Raw genomic sequence first — 15,059 nt, forward strand, 5'->3', positions numbered from 1 at the left:
AACCTCTACCAAAAGAATGCAGGTCAAAACCAAAGCCATTGTTATTTCGTCTTTAAAATTTCAGGAAAAAAGCTTGATTGTGAAATGCTTTACGTTGTCTCATGGTTTGAAGTCTTATTTTGTTCGGGATGCTTTTTCTTCCAGAAAAGCCAACCAGAAAATTGCCTATTTTCAGCCTTTGACTATTCTCGAAATTGAAGCCGTTCATAAAAACAAAGGCACTTTGGAAAATTTCAAGGAAATAAAAATTGCGTCTCCTTTTCATTCGATACATTCGGATATTTATAAAAGCACGATTGTGATGTTCATTTCAGAAATGCTGCATCATTCCATTCATGAAGAGGAAAAAAATGAGCATTTGTTCACCTTTCTTGAAACCGCTTTGCATTGGTTGGATAATCATGATGAAATTGCCAATTTTCATTTGATTCTATTATTGGAAACTACAAAATATTTGGGTTTTTATCCTGATATTTCTGATATGGATATGCCTTTTTTCGAAATGACCGAGGGCGTTTTTACACCGTTTCATGCCATCAGTTCGCTCACGGAACATGAAAGTAATTTGTTCAAAAAACTGATCGATTTAAAATTCGATAACAATCAAAAAATATTCCATGTCATTGAAAGACAAATAGTTTTGAGAATACTGATCGATTACTACAGTTTTCATTTGGATGGCTTTAAAAAACCAAAATCTCTGGACGTTTTAAAAGAAGTTTTCTCATAAAGTGATTTCGAGGAACGAAGCAATCTTGGGCGTAACCCTTCGTAAAAACTTCGGGTCGTGCTATTCGTTTCAAGTTCTCGCTAAATTCCGCTTTCGCTTCATTTAGCTGTGGGCTTTCCACTTCTATCACTTACGCAAAAACTCATGACTCATAACTCATAACTCATAACTATTTATTACTTTCGCATTTCGATTTAAGAAAAGGACAAAATGAGCACAAAATTTACTGAATACAAAGGACTTGACTTACCAACGGTAGCGTCAGAAGTACTTGATTTTTGGAAGAAAGAAAATATATTTGAGAAAAGCGTAACCACTCGTGAAGGAAACCCACCATTCGTATTTTTTGAAGGTCCGCCTTCGGCAAATGGATTGCCTGGAATTCACCACGTAATGGCGCGTGCGATTAAGGATATTTTTTGCAGATATAAAACTCAAAAAGGGTTTCAAGTAAAGCGTAAAGCGGGCTGGGATACGCATGGTTTGCCTGTGGAATTAGGAACCGAAAAAGAATTAGGGATTACCAAAGAAGATATTGGAAAGACCATTTCCATCGAAGAATATAACGAAGCCTGTAAAAAAACCGTGATGCGTTATACGGACGTATGGAATGATTTGACCGAAAAAATGGGGTATTGGGTAGATATGGAAGATCCATATGTGACGTACAAATCCAAATACATGGAAACGGTTTGGTGGATTTTGAAACAAATCTACAACAAGGATTTGATGTACAAGGGTTACACAATCCAACCGTATTCTCCAAAAGCAGGAACTGGTTTGAGTTCGCATGAAGTAAACCAACCAGGAAGTTATAGAGACGTAACGGATACGACGGTTGTGGCACAATTCCCCACCCTAGCCCTCCCCGAAGGGGAGGGAACCGGAGCCGAAAACTCGGTGTTCAAAGCTTTCGGCCTTGCTCCCCTCCCGAAGGGAGGGGCTGGGGCTGGGATTTATTTCCTCGCTTGGACGACAACGCCTTGGACATTGCCAAGTAATACGGCTTTGACTGTAGGTCCAAAAATCGACTATGTTTTAGTGGATACTTTCAATCAATATACGTTTCGTCCAACCAAAGTGATTCTAGCTAAAAAATTAGTTGGAAAACAATTCGGAAAAGGTTTCTTTGAAAGTGCTGAGCCAGCTGATTTTGAAAATTTCAAAGAAGGCGACAAAAAAATTCCGTATCAGGTTTTGGCTGAATGTAAAGGAGCTGATTTAGTTGATATACGTTACGAGCAATTATTACCATTTGCATTACCGTACCAAAATCCAGAAAATGCTTTTAGAGTAATTGCTGGAGATTTCGTTACTACCGAAGACGGAACAGGAATTGTGCATACGGCGCCAACATTTGGTGCTGATGATGCCAAAGTGGCTAAAGAAGCAACTCCTGAAGTTCCGCCAATGTTAGTTTTGGACGAAAATGGAACTCCGGTTCCGTTAGTAGATTTGCAAGGGAAATTCACTTCTCACATGGGTGAATATGCCGATAAATATGTCAAAAACGAATATTATAACGACGGTGAAGCGCCGGAACGTTCGGTAGATGTTGAAATCGCCATTCGATTAAAAGAAGAGAATAAGGCGTTTAAAGTAGAGAAATACGTACACAGTTATCCACATTGCTGGAGAACGGATAAACCTATTTTATATTATCCTTTAGATTCATGGTTTATAAAAATCACGGAGGTTAGAGACAGAATGTTTGACTTAAACGAGACTATTAACTGGAAGCCGAAAGCAACCGGAGAAGGACGTTTTGGGAATTGGTTGAAAAATGCCAATGACTGGAATTTATCACGTTCTCGTTATTGGGGAATTCCATTGCCAATCTGGAGAACTGAAGATGGTCCCGACGGTTCGGGAGAAGAGATTCTAATTGGTTCTGTTGAAGAATTATACAACGAAATCGAAAAATCAATCGCTGCAGGTTTCCAAAAAGAAAATCCTTTCAAAGGGTTCGAAATTGGAAATATGGCGGAATCCAATTACGATTTAGTTGATTTGCATAAAAATGTAGTTGATGAAATTACTTTGGTTTCTGCTTCCGGAAAACCGATGACGCGTGAAGCTGATTTGATTGATGTTTGGTTTGATTCGGGTTCCATGCCGTATGCACAATGGCATTATCCTTTTGAAAACAAAGATAAAATAGACGAAAACAAAGATTTTCCTGCTGATTTTATTGCAGAAGGAGTCGATCAAACCCGTGGTTGGTTTTATACCTTACACGCAATTGCAACATTAGTTTTTGATAAGGTAGCCTATAAAAATGTAGTTTCTAACGGATTGGTTTTGGACAAAAACGGGCAAAAAATGTCCAAACGTTTAGGGAATGCCGCAGATCCATTTGAAACATTAAAAGAATACGGTCCTGATGCCACGCGTTGGTATATGATTTCCAATGCGAATCCTTGGGACAACCTGAAATTTGACTTAGAAGGAATCGCTGAGGTGCGCAGAAAATTCTTTGGAACATTATACAATACGTATTCGTTCTTTAGTTTATATGCCAATATTGATGGTTTTAAATTCGAAGAAGCGGAGATTCCATTAAACGAAAGACCGGAAATTGATCAATGGATCATGTCGGAATTGAACACTTTGATAAAAGAAGTAGATGGTTTTTATGCGGATTATGAACCAACGAAAGCGGCTCGTGCAATCTCTGAATTTGTACAGGAAAACTTAAGTAACTGGTACGTTCGTTTGTGCAGAAGACGCTTCTGGAAAGGGGAATATGCGCAGGACAAAATCGCTGCGTATCAAACCTTATACACTTGTTTGTTAACTATAAGTAAACTGGGTGCGCCTATCGCTCCGTTCTTTATGGACAAACTTTACAGAGACTTAACTTTAGCAACACAGTCGGAAAAATATGACAGTGTACATTTGGCGGAGTTTCCAATTTCGGTTGAAAACTATGTTAATAAAATATTAGAGAGCAAAATGCAGAAAGCACAAACCATTTCATCATTGGTTTTATCACTCCGAAAAAAGGAAATGATAAAGGTACGCCAACCGTTGCAAAAGGTAATGATTCCAGTACTTGACGACAATCAAAGGGCTGAAATTGAAGCTGTTTCTGACCTTATAAAAGCAGAGGTAAACGTGAAAGAAATCGTACTTTTGGACGATGCTTCCGGTGTTTTGGTGAAACAAATTAAGCCTAATTTTAAGGCGCTCGGACCACGTTTTGGAAAGGATATGGGCTTGATTTCTAAGGAAATACAAGGGTTTTCAAAAGAGCAAATCAGTCAATTGGACAAGGAAGGAAGTCTGAATATTGTTATTGCAGGAAATAACGTAATTTTAACTTTAGAAGATGTAGAAATAACATCGCAGGACATTGAAGGTTGGTTAGTAGCCAATTCAAACGGAATAACGGTTGCGCTTGACATTACAATTTCTGAAGAATTAAAACAAGAAGGAATTTCCAGAGAATTGGTAAACAGAATTCAGAATATCCGTAAAGATTCAGGATTTGAAGTTACCGATAAAATTAAAGTTCAATTGAAAAGGAATGGAATTCTAGAAGAGGCGATTCTTAAAAACGAAGCGTATATAAAATCGGAAACATTAACCAGCGATTTGGTTTTTGTAGATGAGATAGAAAACGGGACAGAAATTGAATTTGATGATATAAAAACAATGATATTAATTTCAAAATAATACAAAAATGGTAGATGAAGCAACAAGATACTCTGACGCAGATTTAGCAGAGTTCAAAGAGATAATCCTTAGTAAAATTCATAAAGCACAAGCAGATCTAGATTTGATAAAAAGTGCCTATATGAATGATTTGAATAACGGGACTGACGATACTTCGCCTACGTTTAAAGCCTTTGAAGAGGGAAGCGAAACGATGTCTAAAGAAGCAAACTCACAACTGGCGATTCGTCAGGAGAAGTTTATTCGTGATTTAAAAAATGCACTCTTCCGTGTAGAAAATAAAACGTACGGAGTTTGTAAAGTTACAGGTAAATTAATTGGGAAAGAAAGATTAAAAATCGTTCCTCATGCAACAATGAGTATCGAAGCAAAGAACTTGCAACGATAAACCTCTTGTTAAACAACATTTAACGCTCCATTGGGAGCGTTTTTTTTGATTAAATTGTTATTTTTGCGCCATTAAAATTTATAAAATGTCATTACGAAAAGCGTATCTCCTTATTTTTATCTTATTACTTGTTGATCAAGTTTCTAAAATTTACATTAAAACTAATTTTATTTTAGGAGAAGAAGTTGAAGTATTCAAATGGTTCAAAATTCTGTTCATTGAAAATGAGGGAATGGCATGGGGAGTTCAAATTCCTGGAGCTTATGGGAAATTATTTTTAACTCTTTTTAGAATCGCCGCTGTTGGTGGAATTGGATATTGGTTGTGGGATTCGGTGAAAAAGAAGAGTTCGGATTATTTAATTGTCGCGATTTCATTAATTCTTGTTGGAGCTTTCGGGAACATCATCGATTCTGTTTTTTACGGAGTTATTTTTGACGATAGCCAACAACAATTAGCCACTTTATTCTCGGACCAACCTTATGGAACTTGGTTTCACGGAAAAGTAGTTGATATGTTTTACTTTCCTTTTTGGCACGGAAATTTACCAAGTTGGTTGCCTATTTGGGGTGGAAAAGAATTTACTTTTTTCAACGCTATTTTCAACGTTGCCGATATGGCTATTTCTACAGGAGTTGGGATTTTGATTTTTTTCAACAAAAAAGCATTTCATCACAAAACAGCCTAAATTTTAACTAAGATTCACAACATAGAAAAAGACCTATTTCATATTTGAATAGGTCTTTTTTGTTATTTATTCTGTCCCGCCCAGAAATAGCGATACATGCAAAACAAGAAAGACTGCCACCAACCGTGACAGTCTTTCTTGTTTTATAAATATTTTATGTATCAGAATCACTTTAAATTTTCTTTTTTTTAACAATTACATAAAATCAATATTTTTACTATTTATAAAAAACTGCGTTTATTTGCCATGTAAATTTAATATTTGTAAACATATTAATCATGAAAACAGTTTATCAGGCAATTTTTATTTTATCGGTTGCTCTTTTTACGCAAAAAATGGCAGCCCAAAATGCAACCATTAGCGGAACAATTACGGATGCCCAATCTCCATTACCTGGAGCAGCGGTGGTACTATCCGATAGGAATCAGAAAACAACAACCGATTTTAGCGGAAACTTTATTATAAAAGACATTTCATCAGGCAGTGTTGAGTTGCAAATCTCTTACATTGGTTACGAAGTAAAAATTATAAAAGTTCAAGTTAAAGAAAATGAGCGTTTGAATTTAGGGCTTATTACTTTAAATACAAATTCAAAACAACTGAATGAAGTAGTAGTTAGCGGAATGAGTCTTCGAAATAGTGAAGCCAGAGCGCTGAACATGCAAAAAAAGTCGTTAAGTATTGTGAATGTAATTGCAGCCGATGGAATCGGAAAATTACCAGATCGTAATGCCGCAGAAACAGTACAGCGTATGCCAGGCGTATCTATTGAGCGTGATCAAGGCGAAGGACGTTTTGTTTCGGTTAGGGGTTTGCCTCCATTTTGGTCATCAACTACAATAAACGGCAACCGAATTCCGACTGCCGAAGAAGAAACAACTTCAAGAGCCACTGCATTCGATTTTTTTCCTTCCGATCTTATCTCTTATGTCGAAGCGACAAAAGCAATCACTCCGGATATGGATGCCGATGCCATTGGCGGAAGCGTAAATTTCACTACACAAACGGCTCCCACAAAAAAGACATTCAAGGCCAGTTTTTTTAGCGGATACAACCAAAAATCGGACAAAGGTATTTACAGTGGCTCCATTACGTTAGGTGATAAAAGTAAAAACGGCAAATTCGGGTATATTGTTAATGGAACGCATTGGAACAGAAATTGGGCAACGGACAATTACGAAGCAAGAAGACAAGGAGATCAAGGTGTTTATCGTTTGGAATTAAGGGATTATACCGGAGTTAGAAAAACTACGGGTTTAAACGGTGCATTTGAATTTAATCCTTCGTCAAACGATAAAATCTTTTTGAAAGCGACGTACGGTACGCTTGCCGACAAAGAAACACATTATAAGCACAGAATTAGATTTGACAAATTCAATAGCGCAACAAACGCTTTAACGGTAGAACAACAAAACATCCATAACGAATTAATCACCCAATTTTTCGGACTTGATTTAGGCGGAAAACACCAGTTAGAAAAGGGAAATTTAGATTGGAGTTTGGCTTCCTATAGAAATACTTTTAAATATGGAAACATCCCAAACGAAGAAAACAACAGTTATATGTTAATCCAGTTTAATCAAACAGGAGTGGGCATTAAACCCAATTATGTAAACAACATTCCTGTAGCCAATGGAGGAGCCGGAGGCCCAAGAGCGTATTGGGCTGCGGATGGCGGAGTATTAGATCCTAATAATCCCAAAACGATATTCGACTTTTTCTCGGATCCAAATTTTAAAACAGATCCAGCAAAAATGAAGTTTTCCACTTTAGAATTATACAAAGTGAACATTACCGAGCGCGATAACATTATAGCATCGGTAAATTACGAGCACAATGTCAATGAGAATCTTAAACTGAAATTTGGAGCCAAAATAGCAGATAAAGACCGTATTGCAACTTTTAGAGATGAATATTATAATTGGACGGGATCACCAACTCCTTTTCTATCGAACTACAGTCAAGATTTGATTAGCCAGCCCGGAGGCGTGGATTATATGAAAAAGGAAATCGGGACGACAATTGGAAACAGCTTTGGCCCTGTATTGTCTACTGATGGGATGATTAATTTTTACAATTCGGCTCAAGGAAATTTAGTCTTGAATAAAGCTGACTCCCAGATTCCGGAATTAGGAAAAGGTTTGGGACGAAATTTTAATGTAGATGAAACCACTTCGTCTTTCTACGGAATGTCAACCTATTCAATATCGGATAAGTTGACCGTTTTGGGAGGCGTTCGATTGACCAACACGATTACAAAAGTTACCGGTAAAACCGTGGAGAATGGAGCTGTAGTCGATGTGAGTAATACCAAAGATTATTTATCTGTACTGCCAATGTTGCATTTGAAATACTCTCCAGAAGAAAATTTAAACATTCGTTTTGCGACTACAAGAACTTTTGCGAGACCTAATTTTGGAGATATTACACCAGCCGGTTCATTAAATACAATAGATGGTGAATATGCAGGAGGGAATTCAAATTTAAACCCAACGTATTCCTGGAACTTTGATTTATTGGGAGAATATTTCTTGGACGAAGTGGGTGTAATCAATGCTGGGGTATTTTACAAATCGATCACCGATCCAATTTTTGATGATACGTATCAAGGAACAATAAACGGAATCCCTGATATAGAAATTAGTGCTCCAACGAATGGTGGAAATGCATGGATTGGCGGAGTTGAATTTGGAATCACCAAACGATTTGATTTTCTGCCAGGATTCTTTAAGTATTTCGGAACCCAAATAAATGCAACTTTAATGGATTCTGAAATGACATTGGGACAAAACACCAATAATCCAAACGGAAGAAAAGTTTCGACTCCATACCAAGCCAAACAATTATACAATTTACAATTGTTTTACGAAAAAGGAGGTTTTAATACGAGAGTCGCTTTTAACCACAAAGGGGCTTATGCAATTGGTTTTGATGCAAATGCAGTAAACACGGATAGGAACGATATCTATTACGGAAAGTACAACTCTTTGGATTTTTCAGCTTCCTGCAAAATAGGGAAACATTTTACCGTCTTTACCGATGTCAACAATATCCTAAACGAGCCGTTGATGTACCATTTTGGTAAAAGTCCAGACAGGCCAAAACAAGTGGAAAATTATGGAGTGAAAGCTAATTTAGGTATTAAATATAGCTTATAAATAACTATTTGTTAACCAGTTGGGTGTTGTTGAATCTTAATTTTGCAGTCTGATTTTTGCAGATGAAAATTTAAGTAAACAAACGAAACTACACCCAACTGGTTATTTTTTTAAAACCATTTTCTATAATTCTCTATCAGAACTATCTCATCGAAAAAGCATAAGGTAATGTCAAAAAAATCGTCGAATTTTCAATTTATATTAAAAACATCAATAGCTGCTTTTGGCACCTATTTTTGTATGTATGCCTTTAGGAAACCGTTTACGGTAGCAACATTTGACAATTTGTCTTTTTGGGGAATTGACTATAAAATATTGCTGATCATAGCGCAGGTTTTAGGCTATACGCTTTCTAAATTTTTAGGAATTAAAATTATATCCGAATTAAAATCATCCAAAAGAACGTTATACCTAATTGGTTTTATCCTGATTTCCGAATTGGCTTTACTGGGCTTCGCACTGACTCCTCCTCCCTACAATATTCTGTTTTTGTTCATAAACGGAATACCTTTAGGAATGATTTGGGGCATCGTTTTCTCTTATATTGAAGGAAGAAAAACCACGGAACTATTGGGCGTTATTTTATGCTCCAGTTTTATTGTTTCTTCGGCTTCAGCAAAATCGGTTGGTTTGTTTGTTTTGAAAGTGGTCGGTTGTAATGAATTTTGGATGCCTTTTGTTTCAGGCTTAATCTTCATCATTCCGTTAATCTTGTTTTCTCTTTATTTAGAAAAAATTCCAAATCCAACAGACGAAGATTTACAATTAAAATCGAAACGAAAACCATTGGGCAAAAAAGAGCGTATTTCGTTGTTTAACCAATTTGCGTTCCCGTTAATTGCGTTCATAATTTTCTATGCAACGCTAACTGCGATGAGAGAATTCAGGGATAATTTTGCAAGGGAGTTATGGGATTCTTTAGGATACAAAGAAAGTATATCCGTTTACATGTATTCAGAAATTCCTATAGCCGTATCGGTTCTCGTTATTTTAGGAGTTTTGGGAAGCATGAAAAACAATTACAAAGCCTTTAGAAATTATCATTTGGTATTGTTTCTAGGTTCATTACTCATCGGGGTGACTACTTTTTTATTCCAACAAAACAGGATTACACCGCTACCTTGGATGATTGCGTCTGGATTTGGCATGTATGTTTGTTACATTCCTTTTAATGGCTTGTTTTTTGACAGAATGATAGCCACTTACAAAATAAACGGAAACACCGGTTTTCTTATATATGTAGCAGACGCCTTTGGTTATTTAGGAAGTATTTTGGTCTTGTTTTTTAAAAACTTTGGAGATAAAAATATTTCATTGCTAAAATTCTTTACAACCGGCATCTACATTTTATCATTTATTGGTGTCATAACCACATTATTATCTTTTAATTACTTTAGACGAAAATTCAAAAAAATAGTAAAAACCACGACTATTCCTTCTTACTCATCTTCATCAGGAGAATCAGATGAAGAGACCGTTACAACATGGAGTATCGTACAATAAATATCAAATTATGAAAAAAAAATATGATTTAATAATAGTTGGCGGAGGAGTTCTGGGAACTTTTCATGCCTTTCATGCCTTAAAAAGAGGCTTATCCGTAGCAATTCTGGAGAAAAACACAAAACCAGAAGGAGCAACAGTGAGAAATTTTGGCCAGGTTGTGCCTTCTGGAATGGACAAAAAATGGCAGAATTTTGGTAAAGAAAGCCTAAAAATATACAAAGAAATCCAAAACGAATTCGATATCAATTTACGTCAAAACGGAACGGTTTATATTGCCTCGAATGACGAAGAAATGCAACTTATTGAGGAATTGCGCCAAATTAACATTGCAAATGATTACCAATCGGAGTTGCTTTCCAAAAATCAATGTTTAGCCAAATACGATGGTTTGCGTTCCGATTATTGCAAAGCCGGACTGTTTTTTCCTCAAGAAGTTACAGTAGAACCCAATACCATGATTCATAAATTACAGGAATATATGATTGCCAATTTAGGATTGGATTTATATACCAATACAACCGTGGTTAATACCGAAGATAAATCTGACGAAGTGGTTGCAACTACTGCAGCAGGGATAGAATTTAAGGCCTCGAAAATGATTATCTGCAGTGGAAATGATTTTAAAATATTGTACCCAGAAATTTACAACAACAGTGATTTAATTGTTTCTAAGCTTCAGATGTTGCAAACAAAACCGCAAAACAATTATAAACTAGACGGGTCTATTCTAACCGGATTAACCATTAGGAGGTATGAATCTTTTGAAGAATGTCCTTCTTATCAGGCCATCAAAGCCAAAGAAAACCCAAATAGTTTTGAGAAAGAATACGGAGTTCATATATTGTTCAAACAAGCGATGGATGGCTCGGTGATTTTAGGAGATTCCCATGAATATGCCAGTGCAAAAGAAATGGACTCCCTTGGTTTTGATTTGAATATGGATATCGATAGTTTCATGATAAATGAGGCGAAAAAAATAATCGATTTGCCAACTTATGAAATTCAGAACCGATGGTTTGGAATGTATTCACAATGCAAAACCAAAGATATTTTTGAGCACACTATTGGCGATAACATTCACATCGTAACCGGAATTGGAGGAAAAGGAATGACTGGAAGCGCCGGATTTGCAAAACATAATATACACAAAATTTTTAACGCATAAATATGAAATGAGCATAACGGAAATTCGATGTAAACACAGATGAATTATGCGAATTCCATGTTCCTTTAAAAAACAAATAGTAGATACACATGAAAATTAACGAAATTGAAATGGTTGTCTTTGATATGGCCGGGACAACAATAAACGAACAAAATATAGTTTATAAATCTTTACATAAATCGATTAACAAATTTGGAATAGACGTTTCTCTGGAATTGGTTTTGTCAATTGGAGCCGGAAAGGAAAAGCACCAAGCAATAAAAGATATTTTAGCGTATTTGAATAATAGGGATCCTGAAAAATCCGAATTGATTTTCCAGGATTTCAAACAGTTATTAGACCAAGAATACCTCACATCTACAGTTATCCCAATTGAAGGAGTTGAAAAGGTTTTTAACGATCTTAAAAAAAATGGGGTGAAAATTGTTCTAAACACGGGTTACAGCAGTAAAGTAGCCAATACTTTGTTAGAAAAATTGAATTGGAAGAAAGGCGAACACTATGACGCATTGATCACCGCAGATGATGTCGAACGCGGACGCCCTTTTCCGGACATGATAATTAAAGCAATGCAATTATTTGGAATTGAAGATGCTTCGAAAGTATTGAAAGCCGGAGATTCTGCCATTGATGTCGAAGAAGGAAAAAATGCCAAATGCGGAATTACGATTGGCGTTTTATCGGGAGCCCAAACAAGACAGCAGTTAGAAACTGCAAAACCAGACTACATATTAGATTCTGTGGCTTCGTTATACAGTATTGTCAGTTAAGAGGATTAGAACTTATTTTGTTGTTTATTTTGAATAAGGTTATCTAGATTTTTTAGGTAGCCTTATTTTTTTTGGAAACGGAATAAAAGCAACAACAATTCTTTAGCTATTGCTCTCCGAATAAAAATAGAGCACCAACATAATGCAATTTTCTTGAGTTCTGTTTTCGGGAACATGAGGATGCCTTCCGTTAAAACATAAAGAATCACCTTCGTTAACGATAACTTCAACATCATCAATAAGATAAGTCACGCTTCCTTTTATAATGTATTTGAATTCCCATGCATCTGTTATTACTTTTTCTCGCTTGCAATTGGGTTCGACTTCCAATATAACAGCTTCAAAACCAATCGAATTAATGCTTTTGCTAAAAATATGAAAGTAATTAAACCCTTTTGTTTCGGTTTTGTCTTCTTTTTCTATTTTTTGGTAATCCTCTTTCTTTATATGAATGTATTTGGCATTTTTGGTATTCTCAACTCCTTCAAAAAAATAACTGACATCTGTATTTAAGGATTGAATTAACTCGATTAAAACGGGTAAGGAGGGAATCGTTCTGCCGTTTTCAATTCGGGATATAAGACCATTGCTTACTCCGGCTCTGTTGGCTACTTCATGTATAGTTAGCGCATTTTTTTTTCTTATTTCCTTTAATCTTTTTCCAATACCAATTAAAAAATCCTCCATAATAAATTACTGTCATTTGAAATGTAAATATATGAAATCGACAGGATTCAAAATCACAAATAGTAACGAAGAATGGCAATATTACTCACGGTATTATAACCTGCGAGTTACTGCGGGCAGTTCTTAAGTAGATTTGTCACTTTTGTAAAATAAAAAAGACCTATTTCATATTTGAACAGGTCTTTTTCTTTTATTAATTTTTATTATGTCCGGGTGCATAACGTTTAGCGCTTTTTCCACCATATATTTTTTTAGCTTGCCCAGGTGGGAGTTTTTTAGCTTTATAGGTAGATCTGCTGGTTCCGGTGTGAATGCTACAGTTTGATAATGAAACTGCAAATAGAATAACCATAACGCTTACGGCAAATCTTGAATTTTTAAATGTTCTCATAACTTAATTAGATTTAATCTGTTGCGAAAGTACGGATTAAAAATTAAAAAGAGTGAACGGAATCCGGCGTTACGCAATAATCCAGTTTTATATCACCTTCAAAAATATCGGTAATCAATTCTTCGGGTTCAAAAAGAGAGAGACCAATTTTGATTACATCCGGTTTGCATTCCGACAAGAATTTATCGTAAAACCCTTTGCCATACCCCACGCGATGCCCTTTTTTGTCGAAAGCCAAAAGCGGCACAAAAACCACATCAATTTTATGCGAAGGAACTTCAATTCCATCTACAGGTTCCGGGATGTTGTATTCGTTTTTCTTGATTTTGGTGTTGTCAGTCAAAAGAAAATGAACCAAATTACAAGTTTTAAAATCGCATTTCGAGACAATAACCTCCTTGTCTTTTCCGGATAATACGTGCAGGATAAATTCGGTATTTACCTCATGATGTTCCGTTATGGGCAAGAAGATATGGAAATAGCTTTTCTCCCAAATAGGAAGCTTCAGCAGTTTATTGGCAATTGCCAAACTCATTTCCTCCAATTCATTTTCAGAAAGTTGTTTCCGTAATGCTTTGTATTTTTGTCGTAATTCCTTTTTTAGCATGAATGGTCGCTTTTAAATCGGTTATAAAAGTACTCAAATGATCCACTTCAACGTGATCCATAATCACAATTTTATACCATTGATTGCCATTGCCGTGTTTTTGAGGAACCAAATCGTATTTTTCTTCCAATGCTTTAGTGATATGTTCTGACGGAATGGTTACAATGTTCATATACGGTTCTCTGAAATAGGTTAGATTCAATTCGTCTAACTGTTCGCATAACCACTCGGTTCGCATTTGCAAAACGCGTATTTTTTCACACCATCCAAAAGGACCATAGGTAAATAATATCATCCAGACCGCTATGGCATTTGCCCCCGAGCGGCTTCCGCAAAGCGTCAAATCCATTCCTTCGACATATTCGGCTTCCTTGGTCAGTACATTTTCGATTAAACCTTTTCGGCAAATAAACACGCCGGTTCCGTATGGAGCCTGAAGCATTTTGTGTGCGTCAATGGTTATGGAGCTGATTTTTGGATTCTCAAAATTGATGTCGCAATTTTTATTGCTAAACGGATAAACAAATCCGCCATAAGCGCCATCAATGTGCAGTTTGTATGTTAAGTGGTGTTTTTCCAGTATCTGAATATAATCGTCAGGATTGTCTACGGCACCAAACATGGTTGTTCCCATATTTGAAATTATGATGAAATATTTTTTCCCTTCTTCTTTTGCATTAATAATAATATTTTCAAGAGAAAAAACATCAATGACACGGGTCTTAAAATCAACAGGAATTTTTAACCAATCGAGCATCAATAAGTTGGCCGCTTTCGGAATGGAATAATGCGTATCTTCTGAGGCAATGATAGCCATTTCAGCAGGTTTGGCATTTAGTTTATACATGAAATAATTGCGATACATCCAGATGGCTTGAATATTTGCTTCTGTTCCGCCAGGGGCAATGTAGCCGTCAAAAGAATCGGGTTGCGCTTTGAAAATATCCACAGCAAGAACATTCAATACTTCACGTTCCATTTCCTGTGTTCCTTTGAATGCTTTTTCGGAAGTGCCAAGGGTGTGGCATCCAATATGATTGGGATTGGCAACATAGGTTTGGAGGGTAGGAGCATCTTTCAGGAAAGGCGCATCACCATTGAATACTTTTCCGTCTAATTTAGATGCAGGATACCCCAAAGAAGCATCATGGGCAAAATTTACGTTTTCGTTCAGCGCTTTTTGAATGCGCTCTTGTCTTTCTTTTTGGGATAATTTTTTCCAGAATTGCATACACAGTAGTTTTAGTCAAAACTACTGTGATAAAACGATAAAAAACATGATAAATGTTAG

At 36.2% G+C, this 15,059-nt stretch carries 12 protein-coding genes; 8 read left to right on the forward strand and 4 right to left on the reverse strand.

From position 1 onward, the window contains the following. Positions 1-16: 16 nt before the first annotated feature. From recO to ACNQGX_RS05985, 8 genes are all read left to right on the forward strand, one after another. A complete protein-coding gene (recO, locus tag ACNQGX_RS05950; protein ID WP_417974934.1) occupies positions 17-730 on the forward strand; it encodes a DNA repair protein RecO in 714 nt (237 codons plus the stop codon). Positions 731-940: 210 nt separating this feature from the next. Then, positions 941-4,408, forward strand: coding sequence for an isoleucine--tRNA ligase (ileS, locus tag ACNQGX_RS05955; RefSeq protein ID WP_417974936.1), 3,468 nt, complete (start codon positions 941-943; stop codon positions 4,406-4,408). A 7-nt stretch (positions 4,409-4,415) separates the two neighbouring features. Continuing rightward, positions 4,416-4,796, forward strand: coding sequence for a TraR/DksA family transcriptional regulator (locus ACNQGX_RS05960; RefSeq protein ID WP_417974938.1), 381 nt, complete (start codon positions 4,416-4,418; stop codon positions 4,794-4,796). Between the two features lie 85 nt (positions 4,797-4,881). After that, complete coding sequence (locus ACNQGX_RS05965; RefSeq protein ID WP_417974940.1) at positions 4,882-5,484, forward strand: lipoprotein signal peptidase; 603 nt, start codon at positions 4,882-4,884, stop codon at positions 5,482-5,484. A gap of 278 nt (positions 5,485-5,762) precedes the next feature. Next, positions 5,763-8,642 (forward strand): TonB-dependent receptor, encoded by a 2,880-nt coding sequence (locus ACNQGX_RS05970; protein ID WP_417974942.1) that lies wholly within the window; start codon positions 5,763-5,765, stop codon positions 8,640-8,642. 168 nt (positions 8,643-8,810) lie between these two features. After that, positions 8,811-10,145 carry a DUF5690 family protein gene (locus tag ACNQGX_RS05975; RefSeq protein ID WP_417974944.1) on the forward strand — a complete coding sequence of 445 codons (1,335 nt, stop codon included), beginning with the start codon at positions 8,811-8,813 and terminating at the stop codon, positions 10,143-10,145. Positions 10,146-10,155: 10 nt separating this feature from the next. Further along, on the forward strand, positions 10,156-11,313 hold the full coding sequence (locus tag ACNQGX_RS05980; RefSeq protein WP_417974946.1) for a TIGR03364 family FAD-dependent oxidoreductase: 1,158 nt from the start codon (positions 10,156-10,158) through the stop codon (positions 11,311-11,313). Between the two features lie 89 nt (positions 11,314-11,402). Continuing rightward, positions 11,403-12,083 carry a phosphonatase-like hydrolase gene (locus tag ACNQGX_RS05985; RefSeq protein WP_417974948.1) on the forward strand — a complete coding sequence of 227 codons (681 nt, stop codon included), beginning with the start codon at positions 11,403-11,405 and terminating at the stop codon, positions 12,081-12,083. Positions 12,084-12,185: 102 nt separating this feature from the next. On the opposite strand, the gene ACNQGX_RS05990 is transcribed toward ACNQGX_RS05985, so the two are convergent. From ACNQGX_RS05990 to ACNQGX_RS06005, 4 genes are all read right to left on the reverse strand, one after another. Continuing rightward, positions 12,186-12,770, reverse strand: coding sequence for a helix-turn-helix domain-containing protein (locus ACNQGX_RS05990; protein ID WP_417974950.1), 585 nt, complete (start codon positions 12,768-12,770; stop codon positions 12,186-12,188). Between the two features lie 193 nt (positions 12,771-12,963). Then, positions 12,964-13,161 (reverse strand): hypothetical protein, encoded by a 198-nt coding sequence (locus ACNQGX_RS05995; protein ID WP_417974952.1) that lies wholly within the window; start codon positions 13,159-13,161, stop codon positions 12,964-12,966. A 43-nt stretch (positions 13,162-13,204) separates the two neighbouring features. Further along, complete coding sequence (locus ACNQGX_RS06000; protein ID WP_417974954.1) at positions 13,205-13,768, reverse strand: 5-formyltetrahydrofolate cyclo-ligase; 564 nt, start codon at positions 13,766-13,768, stop codon at positions 13,205-13,207. Beyond that, complete coding sequence (locus ACNQGX_RS06005) at positions 13,713-14,999, reverse strand: pyridoxal phosphate-dependent decarboxylase family protein (RefSeq protein ID WP_417974956.1); 1,287 nt, start codon at positions 14,997-14,999, stop codon at positions 13,713-13,715. Before ACNQGX_RS06005 ends, ACNQGX_RS06000 begins: the two co-directional genes overlap by 56 nt. Positions 15,000-15,059 lie beyond the last annotated feature (60 nt).

Source organism: Flavobacterium glycogeni, from assembly GCF_048286775.1.
Classification (GTDB): domain Bacteria; phylum Bacteroidota; class Bacteroidia; order Flavobacteriales; family Flavobacteriaceae; genus Flavobacterium.

What these genes read in the sequence shown, in the direction of transcription:
- recO (WP_417974934.1), top strand. Translation starts at nt 17, where the DNA reads ATGCAGGTCAAAACCAAAGCCATTGTTATTTCGTCTTTAAAATTTCAG.
- ileS (WP_417974936.1), top strand. Translation starts at nt 941, where the DNA reads ATGAGCACAAAATTTACTGAATACAAAGGACTTGACTTACCAACGGTA.
- ACNQGX_RS05960 (WP_417974938.1), top strand. Translation starts at nt 4,416, where the DNA reads ATGGTAGATGAAGCAACAAGATACTCTGACGCAGATTTAGCAGAGTTC.
- ACNQGX_RS05965 (WP_417974940.1), top strand. Translation starts at nt 4,882, where the DNA reads ATGTCATTACGAAAAGCGTATCTCCTTATTTTTATCTTATTACTTGTT.
- ACNQGX_RS05970 (WP_417974942.1), top strand. Translation starts at nt 5,763, where the DNA reads ATGAAAACAGTTTATCAGGCAATTTTTATTTTATCGGTTGCTCTTTTT.
- ACNQGX_RS05975 (WP_417974944.1), top strand. Translation starts at nt 8,811, where the DNA reads ATGTCAAAAAAATCGTCGAATTTTCAATTTATATTAAAAACATCAATA.
- ACNQGX_RS05980 (WP_417974946.1), top strand. Translation starts at nt 10,156, where the DNA reads ATGAAAAAAAAATATGATTTAATAATAGTTGGCGGAGGAGTTCTGGGA.
- ACNQGX_RS05985 (WP_417974948.1), top strand. Translation starts at nt 11,403, where the DNA reads ATGAAAATTAACGAAATTGAAATGGTTGTCTTTGATATGGCCGGGACA.
- ACNQGX_RS05990 (WP_417974950.1), bottom strand. Translation starts at nt 12,770, where the DNA reads ATGGAGGATTTTTTAATTGGTATTGGAAAAAGATTAAAGGAAATAAGA.
- ACNQGX_RS05995 (WP_417974952.1), bottom strand. Translation starts at nt 13,161, where the DNA reads ATGAGAACATTTAAAAATTCAAGATTTGCCGTAAGCGTTATGGTTATT.
- ACNQGX_RS06000 (WP_417974954.1), bottom strand. Translation starts at nt 13,768, where the DNA reads ATGCTAAAAAAGGAATTACGACAAAAATACAAAGCATTACGGAAACAA.
- ACNQGX_RS06005 (WP_417974956.1), bottom strand. Translation starts at nt 14,999, where the DNA reads ATGCAATTCTGGAAAAAATTATCCCAAAAAGAAAGACAAGAGCGCATT.